Source organism: Devosia neptuniae (assembly GCF_025452235.1).
Taxonomy (GTDB): Bacteria; Pseudomonadota; Alphaproteobacteria; order Rhizobiales; family Devosiaceae; genus Devosia.
In genome coordinates this window covers 2,153,080-2,167,333 of sequence record NZ_CP104965.1, presented here as the reverse complement: position 1 = coordinate 2,167,333, position 14,254 = coordinate 2,153,080, and the positions used below count along the sequence as shown (strand labels likewise).

The 14,254-nt window shown below is 62.0% G+C and carries 14 protein-coding genes and 1 riboswitch; of the genes, 7 read left to right on the top strand and 7 right to left on the bottom strand.

Annotation, left to right across the window (positions count from 1 at the left end; genetic code table 11):
• Positions 1 to 138: 138 nt before the first annotated feature.
• Positions 139 to 346, bottom strand: a riboswitch (cobalamin riboswitch).
• Positions 347 to 400: 54 nt separating this feature from the next.
• Complete coding sequence (locus N8A98_RS13460) at positions 401 to 910, bottom strand: lipocalin family protein (RefSeq protein WP_262166039.1); 510 nt, start codon at positions 908 to 910, stop codon at positions 401 to 403.
• Positions 911 to 1,039: 129 nt separating this feature from the next.
• Between N8A98_RS13460 and N8A98_RS13455 the strand changes: the two genes are divergently transcribed.
• The 5 genes from N8A98_RS13455 to N8A98_RS13435 all read left to right on the top strand — a co-directional run bounded on the left by N8A98_RS13455 (position 1,040) and on the right by N8A98_RS13435 (position 7,225).
• Positions 1,040 to 1,423, top strand: a complete 384-nt coding sequence (locus N8A98_RS13455; RefSeq protein ID WP_262166038.1) for a pyrimidine dimer DNA glycosylase/endonuclease V — start codon at positions 1,040 to 1,042, stop codon at positions 1,421 to 1,423.
• A gap of 208 nt (positions 1,424 to 1,631) precedes the next feature.
• The gene (locus N8A98_RS13450; RefSeq protein WP_262166036.1) at positions 1,632 to 2,894 is read left to right on the top strand and encodes an Ig-like domain-containing protein; all 1,263 of its coding nucleotides are present in this window, start codon (positions 1,632 to 1,634) and stop codon (positions 2,892 to 2,894) included.
• Positions 2,895 to 2,912: 18 nt separating this feature from the next.
• Positions 2,913 to 4,637 carry a type I secretion system permease/ATPase gene (locus tag N8A98_RS13445; protein WP_262166035.1) on the top strand — a complete coding sequence of 575 codons (1,725 nt, stop codon included), beginning with the start codon at positions 2,913 to 2,915 and terminating at the stop codon, positions 4,635 to 4,637.
• Positions 4,634 to 5,953: an HlyD family type I secretion periplasmic adaptor subunit gene (locus tag N8A98_RS13440; protein ID WP_262166033.1), complete on the top strand. Its 1,320-nt coding sequence runs from the start codon at positions 4,634 to 4,636 to the stop codon at positions 5,951 to 5,953. Before N8A98_RS13445 ends, N8A98_RS13440 begins: the two co-directional genes overlap by 4 nt.
• Before the next feature lie 108 nt (positions 5,954 to 6,061).
• Positions 6,062 to 7,225, top strand: a complete 1,164-nt coding sequence (locus N8A98_RS13435) for an HPP family protein (RefSeq protein WP_262166032.1) — start codon at positions 6,062 to 6,064, stop codon at positions 7,223 to 7,225.
• 268 nt (positions 7,226 to 7,493) lie between these two features.
• On the opposite strand, the gene N8A98_RS13430 is transcribed toward N8A98_RS13435, so the two are convergent.
• The 6 genes from N8A98_RS13430 to N8A98_RS13405 form a co-directional block, all read right to left on the bottom strand.
• Positions 7,494 to 8,804 carry a DUF6600 domain-containing protein gene (locus tag N8A98_RS13430; protein ID WP_262166030.1) on the bottom strand — a complete coding sequence of 437 codons (1,311 nt, stop codon included), beginning with the start codon at positions 8,802 to 8,804 and terminating at the stop codon, positions 7,494 to 7,496.
• Between the two features lie 73 nt (positions 8,805 to 8,877).
• Positions 8,878 to 9,321: a DUF1236 domain-containing protein gene (locus tag N8A98_RS13425; RefSeq protein WP_262166029.1), complete on the bottom strand. Its 444-nt coding sequence runs from the start codon at positions 9,319 to 9,321 to the stop codon at positions 8,878 to 8,880.
• A 204-nt stretch (positions 9,322 to 9,525) separates the two neighbouring features.
• The gene (locus N8A98_RS13420; RefSeq protein ID WP_262166027.1) at positions 9,526 to 10,869 is read right to left on the bottom strand and encodes a sensor histidine kinase; all 1,344 of its coding nucleotides are present in this window, start codon (positions 10,867 to 10,869) and stop codon (positions 9,526 to 9,528) included.
• A complete protein-coding gene (locus tag N8A98_RS13415) occupies positions 10,866 to 11,531 on the bottom strand; it encodes a response regulator transcription factor (protein ID WP_262166025.1) in 666 nt (221 codons plus the stop codon). The genes N8A98_RS13420 and N8A98_RS13415 overlap by 4 nt, the downstream gene beginning before the upstream one ends.
• Positions 11,528 to 12,100: a PepSY domain-containing protein gene (locus tag N8A98_RS13410; RefSeq protein ID WP_262166024.1), complete on the bottom strand. Its 573-nt coding sequence runs from the start codon at positions 12,098 to 12,100 to the stop codon at positions 11,528 to 11,530. The genes N8A98_RS13415 and N8A98_RS13410 overlap by 4 nt, the downstream gene beginning before the upstream one ends.
• 129 nt (positions 12,101 to 12,229) lie before the next feature.
• A complete protein-coding gene (locus tag N8A98_RS13405; RefSeq protein ID WP_262166022.1) occupies positions 12,230 to 12,502 on the bottom strand; it encodes a hypothetical protein in 273 nt (90 codons plus the stop codon).
• Between the two features lie 212 nt (positions 12,503 to 12,714).
• Here N8A98_RS13405 and N8A98_RS13400 point away from each other — a divergent pair, with 212 nt between their 5' ends.
• Together N8A98_RS13400 and N8A98_RS13395 are read left to right on the top strand one after the other, a co-directional pair.
• A complete protein-coding gene (locus N8A98_RS13400) occupies positions 12,715 to 13,386 on the top strand; it encodes a hypothetical protein (protein WP_262166021.1) in 672 nt (223 codons plus the stop codon).
• 118 nt (positions 13,387 to 13,504) lie between these two features.
• Positions 13,505 to 14,203, top strand: a complete 699-nt coding sequence (locus tag N8A98_RS13395) for a L,D-transpeptidase family protein (protein ID WP_262166019.1) — start codon at positions 13,505 to 13,507, stop codon at positions 14,201 to 14,203.
• The last annotated feature ends 51 nt before the right edge of the window (positions 14,204 to 14,254 follow it).

Below are 14,254 nucleotides of genomic sequence, written 5' to 3'. Positions count from 1 at the left end.
TCGTGATGCAGTTCGGGACAACCGAACGGCAAGCCGATAGGCATAGATGCGAGGGTGCGAGCGGTCCTGTTACGGACGAGAACACGCACGACAAGCCAGCCAGGCTGGCTCGAACCCCGCCGAAACACCTCGTCCGGCATGCTGATCGGTGTCGCGGCAGGTCTCCTGGCTCGCGGCTCGGATGCTTGCTGTTCCCTTCCCGGCCAAAAGGCCAGTGGTAATGAACAGCAAACTCGCCGCTTACAGTTGCGAGGGCAGCCTCGGTTTTGGCCCCTGATGGGTAATCCGCACCGTGTTCCCTTTTGATCCGCGCTCAATTGGCGGAACCGTGACATGGCTCTCATATACGCCGGCTAATGTGGCCGCAAGTCCTGCCGGTGGCCGATGCTGCCCGTTCAGCTTACTTGCCTTCGACCATGTCGTCGCTCACCACGCGACCGGTGTGGCGCGGGGTAATAAGCCCGGTCAAATCAAAGTCCTGGCGGCGGGCTTCGGCGAGATATTCGTCGAGCGTTTCGCGGGCGACGAATGGCTGCCGCGCCAGCACCCACAGATATTTTCTGCTGGGCGAGCCGACCAGGGAAACGGCGTAATCGGGATCGATCTTGAGCACCCAATAATCACCCCTGCCGAAGGGCAGCCACCGGATAACCGGGGGCAGGAAGCTCACCTGCAAACGGGCATTGGTGTCATCCACTGCAAAAGCCTCGCCCAATGCGCGGGCCGGTTTGCCGTCTTCGTCAAAGCAGCGGTTATCGACGCCGACATTGCCTTTGTCGTTCAGTGTGTAATTGGCAGTGATATCAGTGGCCGTCTCGTCTTCCCATTTGAGCGGCAGGCGGCAAATCTCATACCACCGGCCCAGATAGCGCCTCAGGTCCAGGCGGGCTATGGCGGTCACGTCGGTCATATTCAGGTCTCCGGAGCGGGAGCCAACGCCAACTCGATTGCAAAGGTTCCTGTGCGGGCGGTGCCGGTTGACGGGTCGGACCGGCCCGCTCTATGGCAAAGCTGCTCTGCCTCAGCCCAAGGGCCTCTCGTGACACGCATCAACTGCATTTCCCCAGCTGAATTGACCGGGCCACATCTGGTCGCCGAATATCGGGAATTGCCTCGAATCTTTGCGCTCGTCCGCGCGGCAATCGATCGCGGCGAGCAGCCCGATGACCCGCGCAACCCCGTCGAATATCGGCTGGGCGCCGGTCATGTGCGGTTCTTTTACAGCCGCCTGGGCTACCTTGCCAAAAGACAGGCCGCGCTCGTGGCTGAAATGCAGGCCCGCGGCTACCGGCCAAGCTTCACCGACACCGATCGCCTGCTGGAAGGCTTCCCTGCCGCCTGGTGCCAGGACTGGCAGCCGACGGCGGCAGCTATCGCGGCCAACCGGGCTCGGATCGCGGACCGCCTGCAGCGGGAAATCTAGCGCGAGCCATGCGCCGGAAGCGCCCCTCACCTGCCTCCGGCGCAGCTTGGAAGCCGTCCGGCGGCCTGCTAGCCTCGACTTAATAAACGTGCCCATGCCGTCCTCCCCACTGTAAAAGCGTTCGAGGAACATGATGCCCACCCTAAGTAATGGTAGTGAACTGACTATCTTGGAGGGAGGCGAGCCGCACGTCGCTTACTCCTTCACTTTGACCGATACTGAAGGCAATGTTTCCGACCCTATCGGAGCCTTGCCGGATTATTTCTTCGGCTGGGTAACGGTCGAGTCGGTCGATGTCTTCGACGGCTTCTTTGCCATCACCGGCTTCACCCATGATGGCAAATACGGAATCTTCTCCAATCTCGACACCTATATCTTTGACAATGACGGCAATTTCCTTCGCACCGTCCATGCCGAAGGCGCGAGCCAATCGCTGGAAGTCGTCTCCGTCATGGCTGACACGCCCGACGATTTCGTGGTGACCTACAAGGGCGCCACCATGTATTTCGGTGGCGAGAATACCCAATACGGCTACCACCAGATCAGGGTTCAAGACGGCGTGCAACTGCCCGACAGCTTCGTCAACACCGCGCCGGTCGTCTCCGATCTGAACCTGGTTCTGGCGCCCGGCCAATCTCTCAACGACATCGAATTCGTGGCCAGTGATGTCGACTATGACTTGCTGAGCTTCACCGTCGTCGATGGTCCCGATCACGGCACGATCGAACTCGATCGGCGCTATGACGGCAATCACTATCCCTTCCCGGAAAGCGAATTCCTGGGCAGCGTCCACTATCACTCGGCTTTTCTTGACGGCAACCTGTTCGACTATTTCCCGGCATCCGGGTTTGTCGGCACCGACACGTTCACGATCATGGCGACCGACGGCCAGGGCAACAGCAATCTGGCAACGGTCACAATCACCATTGGAGGATCCATGGCTGGTCCCGAATATATCGCCCTGGGCGATGGCGTCGACATCCTGCGCTATTTCAACAGCGACCATCCGGTCCTTGTCGCCTCCAAGGGCGGCAATGACGATCTGTTTGGCAGCCGCTTTGACGATTCCCTCAATGGCGGCGCGGGCGATGATCTGCTGCATGGCGAACGCGGCCGGGACAAGCTCACCGGCGGAACGGGCGTCGACCGCATGCAAGGCGGCGCTGACAACGACACCTTCATCTTCAATCCGGGTGATTTCGCTGATCCGGCGGACCACAATGGCCGGCTCGACCACATCATCGATTTCCATGGCGCGGGTCATTCCGGCCCCGGCGAGCAGGACTTCATCAGCCTCTTCGGCTTCGGCGATGATGCAACACTGACCTTCGACCACTATGCCAGCGACGATCAGACGCTGCAGATCTACCGCGTGAACGATCCCGACAATCCGGATGGCGGCGGGTTGATCATGGTGCAGATGGCGGACGGCACGGCCCAGATCGGGCAAGGCGACTATCACTTCTTCTAGGCGTCGCCGGAGAAGCTGATGCAACCATCGCTAATGCAACAACCAGCCGGGCCCAGCGGCCCGGTTCTGTCGCTGGGCGGACCCATAATGGCGCTGGGCGCCATCAGCTTTGTGTCCAACCTGCTGATGCTGACCGGGCCGCTCTTCATGCTGCAGGTCTATGACCGGGTATTGGCCAGCCGCTCGGTCCCCACGCTATTGGTGCTGACGGGCTTGGTCTGCGGGCTCTTTGCCTTTTATGGCTTTCTCGATGCACTGCGCAGCCGCATGGCGACCCGCTTGGCCAATGTGCTCGATGCCCGGCTTTCCGGACGACTATTTGCAGCAGCCGTTCACTTCCGGCTCATCGCTGACGCCCCCAAAACCGCTGATCCGCTGCGCGACGGCGACCTGCTGCGCCAGTTCCTTGCCAGTTCCGCGCCGCTGGCGCTGCTTGATCTGCCCTGGGTGCCCGTCTATCTCGCCGTCGTCTTCCTGTTCCACTATTGGCTGGGCTGGCTGGCTGTCGCCGGGTGCCTCGTCATCACGGCGCTGATGATCATCAACGAAGCCATGGCGCGACAGCCGACCCAACAGGCCAGTGCCGCCCAATTGCTGCGGCAGCGGCAGGCCGAAAACATTCGTGTCAACGCCGAAACCGTCATCGCCATGGGGATGCTCGACGATCTGCGCGCCCGCTGGGCCGCCCAGACCGGGCGGATGATCGCCGCGCTGCGCACCGGCAGCGATCAAGCCGCCTTCTTTTCTGCCGCCACCAAGGGCCTGCGCTTTCTGCTCCAGTCCCTGGTGCTCGCCTTGGGCGCTTATCTCGTCATCCGTGGCGAAATGACAGCCGGGCTGATGATCGCCGCCTCGGTCGTCACCGCCCGGGCGCTGGCGCCGGTCGAGCAGATCGTCGGGCAATGGCGCAGCTTTGTCGGTGCCCGCCAGGCCTGGGCGCGGATTCGGAAAGTTCTCGCGGTCAGGCAGGCCGCTCCGCGTGACGTAAGACTGCCGCTGCCGACGCAGTCGCTGAGTGTAAAAGGATTGGCTTCGGCGCCGCAGGGGCAGCGCATGCCGGTGATTTCCGGCATGCAATTCGATATCGCTGCCGGCGATGGGCTGGCGATCCTGGGTCCCTCGGGTTCCGGCAAGTCATCGCTGGCGCGAGCTCTGGTGGGCGTCTGGCCGAGTCTTGCCGGCGACATCCGCTTTGATGGCGCCCTGCTGGCCCATTTTACGCCTGACCAGATCGGCTCGATGATTGGCTATCTGCCGCAACGGGTCGAGCTCTTCGACGGCACCGTCGCCGACAATATTGCTCGTTTCCGTGTCAATGCATCCAGCGAAGCGATCATTGCCGCGGCCAAGACCGCCGGCGTGCACGACCTGATCAGCGCCCTGCCCGATGGCTATAACAGCCAGGTCGGGGAACAAGGCGACTTGCTCTCGGCAGGACAGCGCCAACGCATCGGACTGGCCCGCGCACTCTATGGCAATCCCTTCCTCATCATCCTCGACGAGCCCAATTCCAATCTCGATGCCGAGGGCGACGCGGCGCTGACTGACGCCATCCACAAGGCACGCGAGCGCGGCTCGATCGTCATCGTCATCGCTCACCGGCCCAGTGCCATCGCTGCCGTCGACAAGGTACTTTACATGCGCGCCGGGCGGCAAATGGCCTATGGGCCCAAGACCGAAATCCTGCAGCAAATCACCCAGACCGGCACCAATGTCCGCCCCATCAAGGCGCCCGGCGCATGACCATCGAAGCCGTCCAGCCCGCCCCCGACCTCGCCAGCCTCAAGCGCCATGGTTGGGTCGGTCTATTCGCCGTGCTGGGTCTGTTCGGCGGGCTGGTCGCCTGGTCTGCAATGACCGAGATTTCCGGCGCCATCATCGCGCCCGGCATGCTGGTGGTCCAGGACAGCGCCAAGCGCGTGCAGCATCCCGAGGGCGGTATCGTTACCCAATTGCTGGTGCGTGACGAGGATCGCGTGGTGCAGGGCCAGGTGTTGGCGACGCTGGATCAAACCGCAATCGCCGCGGCCCTCGCAATCTCGGAAGCCCAGTTGCGCGAGGCTTATGCCAAGGAGGCCCGGCTGATCGCCGAGATCGAAGGCCGCAATACGGTGACCCTATCCGGCGCGGTGCTCGACCTGTTCGATATGACGCAGCTGCAATCGCTGGTGGCGCTGGAACAGCAAGTGCTGGTGGCGCGGCAGGCGACCAAGGCGGGGCGCATTGCCCAATTGCGCGAACAGATCATCCAGCTCGAACGCCAACGGGAAGGGCTCGATCTGCAGAAGCAGGCCATTGAACGCCGGGTCGCGGTGATCGAGCAGGAAATCGCCGATTTCGACGATCTCTATGACAAGCGCCTGATCGCGGCCAGCCGCGGCACCAGCCTCGACAAGGAACTAGCGACCGCCCAGGGCGAACTGGGCCGTGTCGTCGCATCCCTCGCCGAGTCGCATGCGGTAGCCGCCGAGCGGGCCCTGCAGATCGAACAGATCGAAGACGAATATCTGACGGGCGCATTGGCCGAACTGCAGGAGGCGCGGCGCGTGATTGCCGAGGCCGGCCAGCGCCGCATAGCCGACCGCGACCGGCTGACCCGCACCGAAATCCGCGCCCCGCAAACCGGCGTGGTGCACGAATCCATCCTCCACACGGTAGGCGGAGTGGCAGCGGCCGGCGAAACGCTCATGCTCGTCGTGCCCTCGGATGAGCCGCTCATGGTCAATGTCCGGATCGAGCCGGTCGATATCGACAAGATCGCTGTCGGGCAGCAGGCCGTGCTCCGCTTTTCCGGGCTGAATCCGCGCACCACGCCGGAATTGTTCGCCAATGTGGCGCGAGTGGCGCCCGATGCCACCCAGGACCCCGCGACGGGCCAGCAATATTACGCGGCCAGGATCGCCATTCCAGACGAGGAGCTGGCGCGTTTGCCCGAGGGCGTCGTGCTGATCCCCGGCATGCCGGTGGAATCCTTCGTCCAGACCGGTGAGCGGACTGTGCTGTCCTACATTCTCCATCCCGTCGAAGAACAGCTGAACCGCGCCCTCAAGGAGGAATAGGGCAATCGGTGCACGTGGAAGGAAATTCCTGCGGCACTGCTTTTGAGAGAACAGGCACCCAATGCAGACAGTTGGCGCGGCGCGGCGCCACTGCTACATCCCCACCCAATGTCCAGCGTCATCCCCTTCATCAAGCGGTTCGTGCCCGGCCTTGCGCCCGTCAGCCTGGGCGAGCGACTGCGCGCCTCCATCGGGGCGCTGATCGGCATCGTCGTTACCGGGTTGATTGCCGGCCTGGCGCTCGGCAGCTCTTCCGACATTCCGCTGCTGATAGCGCCAATGGGGGCGTCTGCGGTATTGCTGTTCGCCGCGCCCACGAGCCCGTTGGCCCAGCCATGGTCGATCATCGGCGGCAATACCATTGCCGCGCTGATCGGGGTGACTTGCGCGCGCTATATCGGCAATCCGATGTTGGCCGCGGGCATAGCGGTTGCTCTGGCGATCTCGGCCATGATGGCGCTGCGGTGCCTGCATCCGCCCAGTGGCGCGGTGGCCTTGACGGCTGTGCTGGGCGGGCCCGCAATTCAGGCCGCGGGCTTTGGCTTCGTGGTGTGGCCGGTGCTGGCCAATTCGGTGCTCTTGCTGCTGGCAGCTTTGCTGTTCAACAACCTGACCGGGCGCCGATATCCCCATCTGGCGCCAATGCCGGCCCATCCGCATCGGACAGCCGATCCGCTGCCCACCGGGCGGCTTGGCGTAACGCAGGCCGATATCAGCGCCGTTCTGGCCCAATATGATTTGGTGCTGCCGGTAGCCACCGATGATCTCGAGGACATCCTGCATCGCGCCGAAATCCGCGCCTATGACCGGCGCTCCGGTGGCGTTACCTGTGCCGATATCATGAGCCGGGACGTGCAATCGGTCGGCCCCAAGACCAGCCTGCGCGAGGCGTTGCGGCACCTGCGGGAGCATCACATCAAGGCGCTGCCAGTCGTGGATCTCGACAGCAAGGTGATCGGCATTCTCACCCAGACCGACCTGCTCGACAAGGCCGATTGGGGCATGTCCGCCACCGGTTCAGGCCTGGGCTGGCGACTGCGCTCGATCAGCAATTCCGATCGCCGGCTCAAGGGCAAGGTGGAGGATATCATGAGCGCTCCGGTTAAAGCAGCCCGGCCCGATACCCACATCGCGCAGATCGTGCCCTTCATGGCCGATGCCGGCCTGCATCATCTGCCGGTCGTGGATGAGAATGGCCGCCTGGTCGGCATGGTTACGCAATCCGATGTCATGGCTGCAATGTTCGCCGTATCGCTCGACAACGCAAACTAGTCACAGACAGCCAGTTCGCGTCCGGGTTGCGAGGGGCGCCCGGGCGTCCCTCGCAGCGCTTATAGCCCCCTATTGCACGGGTTGCGATTCAGTGGGTTCGCCGCCTGTCGGCGGGCAGGCGCCATCCACCATGGTTTCGGGCGGACAGGGCGGCATTTCTGCCTCCGGGTTCGGAGGCGTGGCGGGAGCGACATCGGCCGGCGCAACCGGTTCGGTCGGTTCCTCAGCACTGTCAGCGGCGCCTTCGGCCGGTGCCGTTTCGACGCCCTCAGAGCACAGCTTCTGGCGCTACAGGTTCGGCCCCCCGTGCCTCGGGCTCGGCTGCCGGTGCGGCAGGCGCGGCTTCGGCGGGTTCGGCTGCCGGTGCCGCCGGTTCAACCGCCTCAGTATCGGTGGCCTCCGGGGCGGCTTCCGGCGCGCAAGCGCCGTCCACCATGGTTTCAGGTGGGCATGGCGGTTCGGCAGCAGCAGGATCGTCAGCACTTGCCGGCTCTTTGGTGGTGGCCGGCTGATCGGCAGGCGCGGGCTCTTCGGTAGCGGGAATCTCTGGATCAGCCGCAGCCGGGTCCTTCTCGGCCGGAACAGGTTCCACTGCTGGCGGCGAAGCTTCGTCCGTGGGCGCCGCTTCTGGAGTGGCGGGCTCTGGCGCCATCTCGGCATCGGTTTCCGGCGTTTCGCCAGCTGCGGGCGGGGTGGCTTGGGCACCTTTGCCGCCCTCGGCGTCAACACTGCCCCCTTCGGTCGCAATCACCTCTGGTGCTTCTGCTTCATCGACCGCCTCAGCGGGTGCCGCTTCTTCGGTGGGTTCAGCCACGTCTTGATCGAAAACCTGAACGGTTTGACCTTCGACCGCCACGGACGCGGCTGCGGGGTCGCTTACCTCTTCGGCGTTATAGACGGTGACCTGCTGATTGATGTGCTGCTCGATATAGTTGACCTCGATCACGTTGTTGGTGACGACGTCGCCCTCGACAACCACCGGCCCGAGAAATTGCGTCTGGGCATAATAGTCGGGCTGGTCGGAGCCAAGAACGATACTGGCCGATAATTGCGGCTCGACGAAACGCTCAGTGGGCACGTAAACCCAATAGCCCTCTGGCAATTCGTCACGCGTAACTTCCACGGAAACGGCATATCCCTCGCCTTCTGGAGGCAGGGGCGCCCATCCGACGATGTTGTCGCTCTGGCGCCAGCTGACCCAGGCGGGAGCCCATTTCGTGCCGGGTACCCAGCACCATCCCAGATTGTCGTCATCGAGCCAGCGGCCATAGTGATAGGTCGCCCAGGCAAACGGTTCGTCTGACGCAAAGTACCAGCCGCGATCCTCCAGATAGAGCCAACGGCCTCGTGTGTAGGGGCGCCAGCTGCTGTCAACGCCGGTCGGGCAGAAGACGTAGCGATATTGCGGGTGGCGCACCCAAACGCCATGCGGCTCCAATTGAGTAAAAAACAGATCGAAGTTGACGCTTACAGATTGCGCCTGGACCGGCTGGACGCCCAGCGAACCGATCGGGGAAAGCGCCGATGTCGACAGCAGAACGCCGGCAAGGGCGAAACTGGCAAGTAGCTTGGACTTCATGATGATTTTCCTCCACGGATTGCCCCCCGACAACAAAAGGGCCGCCCTGGTGGGCAGCCCAATGCGAAACGGCTCAATCGGCCTCGACGGCAACAACGGTACCGGGCGAGTAGACGACAGTGCGGTTGCTCAGATCGACGAAATAGAGCCGGTCCTGGGTGTAGAAATAGCCGTAGGCCGGATCGTTCTCGATGACATGGACTTCGACCGTGTCAGGCACGGCAAAGCCCACATCGATGTCGCCTTCAATCACCACAGGCTCGGTGGGGTTGAGTCGGGCATATTCCACTGACGATTCCTGCACGCCGGCCGAGGCGCCAAGGGCGGCACCGGTAAAGCCGCCAATTGCCGCCCCAAGCGGGCCAAAGACCAGGCCCCCAACAACCGCGCCGGTCGTGCCGCCGGCAACTCCGCCAACAGCCGCACCGGTATCGGCGTTATCATTAGTATCCTGAGCAAGGGTCGGGCCAGCGCCAAGCGCAATTATGGCCACTGATGCAAGAAGCAGGTTCTTCATTTTCGTTCTCCTCATGAACTGCAAAGGGCAGCAAGGAGAATGAAAGTTCTGGCGGCAGGTTCCGCAAATTAAAGTATTTTAAAGATAAATTACATAATGATTACAATGGATGTAAGCAAAATTTCAGAATACAACCTGTCATCCCAAAGGAATGTATTTCAAAATACTTTCGACCCTTCGTGATCCAAACTGCCATTTGCCGGATTAGCGCGCCAGGGGCAGGCTGACGCTGACGCTGAGGCCGCCGATATCGGCTCGTGTGAAGCTTACGTCCCCATTATTGAGCGCGAGGATTTCCCGGGCGATGGCCAGGCCCAGCCCAGTGCCCGGCAGGCTTTCGTCAAGCCGGTGGCCACGCTCGCCCAGGCGGGCGGAATGGTGATCGGCAATTCCCGGCCCGTCATCGCTTATGTCCAGAATTGCGCGGTTGTCGGCGAGCCGGCTTTGAACCACGACGCGGCTCGATGCCCATTTGGCGGCATTTTCCATGAGCACGCCGACCAGTTCCATCAGGTCCTGCCGGTGGATATCGACAAGGTAATCGGTCCCCAATTCAGCAACCCAATGCAAGGTTTCGCCGCGACCGGTCTTTTTAAGAACCGCTAAGGTGCGCAGCACTGCGGTGTTCAGGGACGAGCTGGCATTGTCGGTGCCCGTCCGCGGGCGGAGTACCGACAGTTTGAGCTGGTAATCGACGCGCTCGGACATTTCGTAGGACAGGTCCTGCAGCAAATCTGCTTCATGTGTATTGCCGCTCTCCCGCAGCCGATCGGCGATGCCGTGCAAGGCAGCCAGCGGTGTCTTGAGGCCATGGGCAAGATCGGCAGCCCGCGCCCGCGCCCGGTCGGTCATCACCGCCCGCACTGCCAGCAGGCGGTTGAGTTCATCCACCAGAGGCTCGATTTCGCTGGGAAATCGACCTTCGAGGCGCGGAGCATCGCCGCGATGAACGGCCTCGATGGACTGGCGCATGCGCGAAATCGGGCCCAGCCCAAGCAGTAGCAGCAAATAGGCGGCGGCCAGGATCGCTCCACCCAGCAATATCAGCAAGCGGGTGGTGTCGCGGGCAAAGGCCTGCGTCGCTCGATAGATGGGGTCGTGATCCTGTCCGACCGTGACCAGATAGGTGCGGGGGCCCGCGGGGCCATCGACCTGCAATCGACGCGTCAGCAGGATCAAATGGCGATCGTTCGGCATGGAATGGTGGAACACGCCTTCGTAACTGTCCGGAACATCGATACCCTCATCCCACATCGAGCGCGAACGCGTGACGGTTTGGGTATCGATCGCCTCGATCTGCCAATAGCGACCGCCAAAGGGTGTGTCGTAGCGTGGATCCGCCAAAGGCGAACGAATGGCAGGCGGATTTGCCTCCGGGACGATCAGGGCAGCCAGCCTGGCAATAGTCGCCGTCATTTCTTCCCGGGCGCTGCGCTCGACATTGATCGTGAACAGGTATTGCAGCACTAGCGCGGCCGCGACGAGCGAGATAATGACCCAAACCACGGCCAGCGACATCAGCCGCAGTCGCAGGGAATAAACACTCAATATCCGTCACCAAGCGTATAGCCGAAGCCCCGTCGCGTCTTGATCACGTCGGCGGCCAGGCGCTTGCGGACCCTGGCGACCAGCACTTCGACGACGTTGGAATCGCGCTCGAAATCCTGGTTGTAGATGTGCTCGGTAATCTGCAACTGCGACAGGACACGTCCGCGGTTCTGCACGAGGTAGGACACCAACTTGAATTCCTGCGGCGACAGATCGATCGGCAGACCATCGCTGGTGACCGACAAGGTGCGCAGGTTGAGCTGGTAAGAGCCAAAGGAAATCACCGATGTCGCGTGGCCGTTGACGCGCCGTACCAGGGCCCGCAGGCGGGCGGCGATCTCCATGACATGGAAGGGCTTGATCACATAGTCATCGGCCCCGGCTTCGATGCCTTCCACGCGCTCTTCCCATTGCACCCGGGCCGTCAGGATCAATATCGGTGTCATGCGGCCGGCTTGGCGCCAGCGCTTGAGAACCGTCAGGCCATCGATCTGGGGCAGGCCGAGATCCAGCACGATGGCGTCGAATTCTTCGGTATCGCCGCGATACCAGCCCGCCTCGCCATCGCTTTCGCGCTCCACCAGAAAGCCGGAACGACCAAGACCGGCGGACAATGTCTCCGCAATCCGGTCATCATCCTCAATAACGAGAATCCGCGTCATGGCACCTCGATATGTGAGCCGGAGCGGGCATTGTAATATTCAGTCCCCACTCGCCCCGCCGGCGTCAACACCTTGACGACATAGACCAACGAGCGTTCAGCGCGAACCAGTTGCGCATCGATGATCTGGCCACCGGTCCGGGTCTTTATGTCCGGCAGCAGCGACACCAGCGAGACTGCCTCGCCCGCTTCGACCATCGGCAACAGTTCGTCTTCCGGTATTATAACCGGTTCGGCCGGCGGCGAGGAATCCTTTGAACGGGGGCCGTTCGCACCATTGTCGTGGTTGGCGCCATTATTGCCTTTTCCGGGATTTGCATCGGAGTCGCCATCTTCGCGACTGCGGTTCCCGCCGGGCGTATCCGCCGGGCCGTTATTGCCGCCATTGCCGTTCCCACCATTGCCATTGCCATTGCCGTTGTTGCCATTGCCATTGCCATTCCCGTTATTGCCGCCCTCCGACTGGCCGGAATTACCATTACCATTGCCATTTCCCTGGCCTTGAGCAAGCACTGGCGCCGTGATGGCAAGCATCATTAAAAATGTGGCGGTGAGAACCTTGATTTTCATCCAGTATCTATAGCGCAGCCGAGCTTACAAAGCGCTGACATTGCCTCCAATACTGCAAAAGGCGAGCGCCCGATGGCACTCGCCTTTCAGTGGTCATGACTGCCTGTCGGCGCCTATTGGTGGGTTCAGCTATTCGGCTTCACGCTTCTGCTGGATCAGGTCACCCACATTTTCGAACTCATCCGGATAGGCATTCACGATGTCCTTGGGGTTGCCGGCCGCCAGGCCATTATCGCGCGTGCGCAGATGCTGAAACATCTCGCCCGGCGTGTCGTGAACCGTACCATCCTTGAGCACGTAGCTCTTTCCGGACGCAGTTTCATCCGCATGCGCAATTGCCCCGCCCGCGAGGAGTGCGAGGCCAAGGCCCAAAAGCATGGACTTGTTCGATGAGGTTTTCATTGCTGGCTCCGTAAAGGTGATGGCGACCGCGAACCGGCCGCAGTGACCAGCTTACGGCATGGCACATGGGATGCCGCTGAGGGCGCCCGTCAGCTGTTTGTCAGCAAGCGGCCAACGCGGCTCCTTACAGGACGCTGACAATGCACATCACGCCCCTCTCACCCGCTATCGCGTAACCTGCCCGCACTCTGCAGCGGACCCAAGGACTTTGAATGCATCACATTGGCAACCAGCAACGTCACCGACCCAGCGATGCTGAGCAGTGGGTGTTCACCGGCGACGTGCACGACCACAGCAGGTTCGACGGCGACTGCGCCTGGTGTGACAAACAAGACCAGCGCCTTAGCTTTGAGGTGCGTCATGCCAAGGTCGACGGCAGCTGCCATATTTGCCAGACCTGTATTGAACGAGCGCCGCTCCGGATGGAACAGGACAGCCGTGCCCTCAGTGTCCAGCAGTGGCGCGACCATCTCAGCGGGCTTGCCGTACGCCTGACACACCGCACCTGCCGCGAGGTGCTGCGCAACCTTCTCGCGCGCACCGATGATCCGGCCCTGCAAGAGGTCGCTGTTTATTTTGACCGAAACGTGCAGCTATCGCCTGGCCGAGCAGCCGCCCTCCTGCTGGCCCTGTCGCGTTCGCGGCTGGAAGTCGATCCTCGCATCTTTGACGTTCAAATCCGTAGCGCAGCCCACAAGGCGGAGTTTGCGCATCTCAGCGAACAGGAAAAGCTTGCGGTCTGGCCGGTATTTTCCGTGACGATACAAAAGCGATTGATGTCGCTCGGCCTGGCGCCGACCGCAATTCGATCCCGGCCGCACCTGCCCGAAATACCCCGGAAACCGGCTTGGGAACGCGCCGGTTTCGCCGGGCCGCAGGCCTGAGGGATGTTCTTTGGCTTGAGTGTAGCGAATTGCCTTACGGCATCGAACGCCGCGCTTGCCAATTGAACCCTGTGGGATCAATCTCAGCCCGGCGGGAGGGCCGTGGGGATTCTAGGTTATGATCATAGGCGATGATGTCGTCGACGGGGGCGCGATCGAGGCAGTAACTCGGTCCAGTCTGATGAACCGCCGGTCGTTTCTGCTTGGCTCCGCCGTCGCTCTCGGCTCGCTTGGACTTGCTGGCTGCGCCACGTCAGGCGGCATGAGTATGGCGGAGGCTGAGCGGGTCTATGGGCCGCTTCCCAATGAACGGTTCCCCGTTCCCGCAGTAAATATCAGCAAGATCAATCCGAAGTACCTGCGCCGAAAAGTGCGTTACGATTCAGCCGAGGCCGTGGGCACGATCATCATCGATCCCCGCCACTACTATGTTTACCGCATCGAAGGCGACGGCTATGCCACCCGCTATGGCGCCAATGTCGGTCGCGCGGGTTTTTTGTGGAGCGGTGACGCCTATATCGGCCGCAAGGCCGAATGGCCGATCTGGACGCCGCCCAAGGAAATGATCCTGCGCCAGCCCGAGGCCGCCCCCTATGCCGGCGGCATGCCGCCGGGCCTGAACAATCCGCTCGGCGCGCGCACGCTTTATCTCTACCAGAATGGCGCCTACACGCTTTACACCATCTACAGCACGATCATGCCCGAAACGATCGGCAAAGGCGTTTCCAGCGGCTGCGTTGGCCTGCTCACCCAGGACATGCTCGATCTCTACGACAAGACACCGGTCAATACGAAGGTGGTGGTCCTGCCGGCCTAGCAATCGCAGTTCCGACGGCGAGACGGCTTCGCCGTCATGTCAATCGCCTAT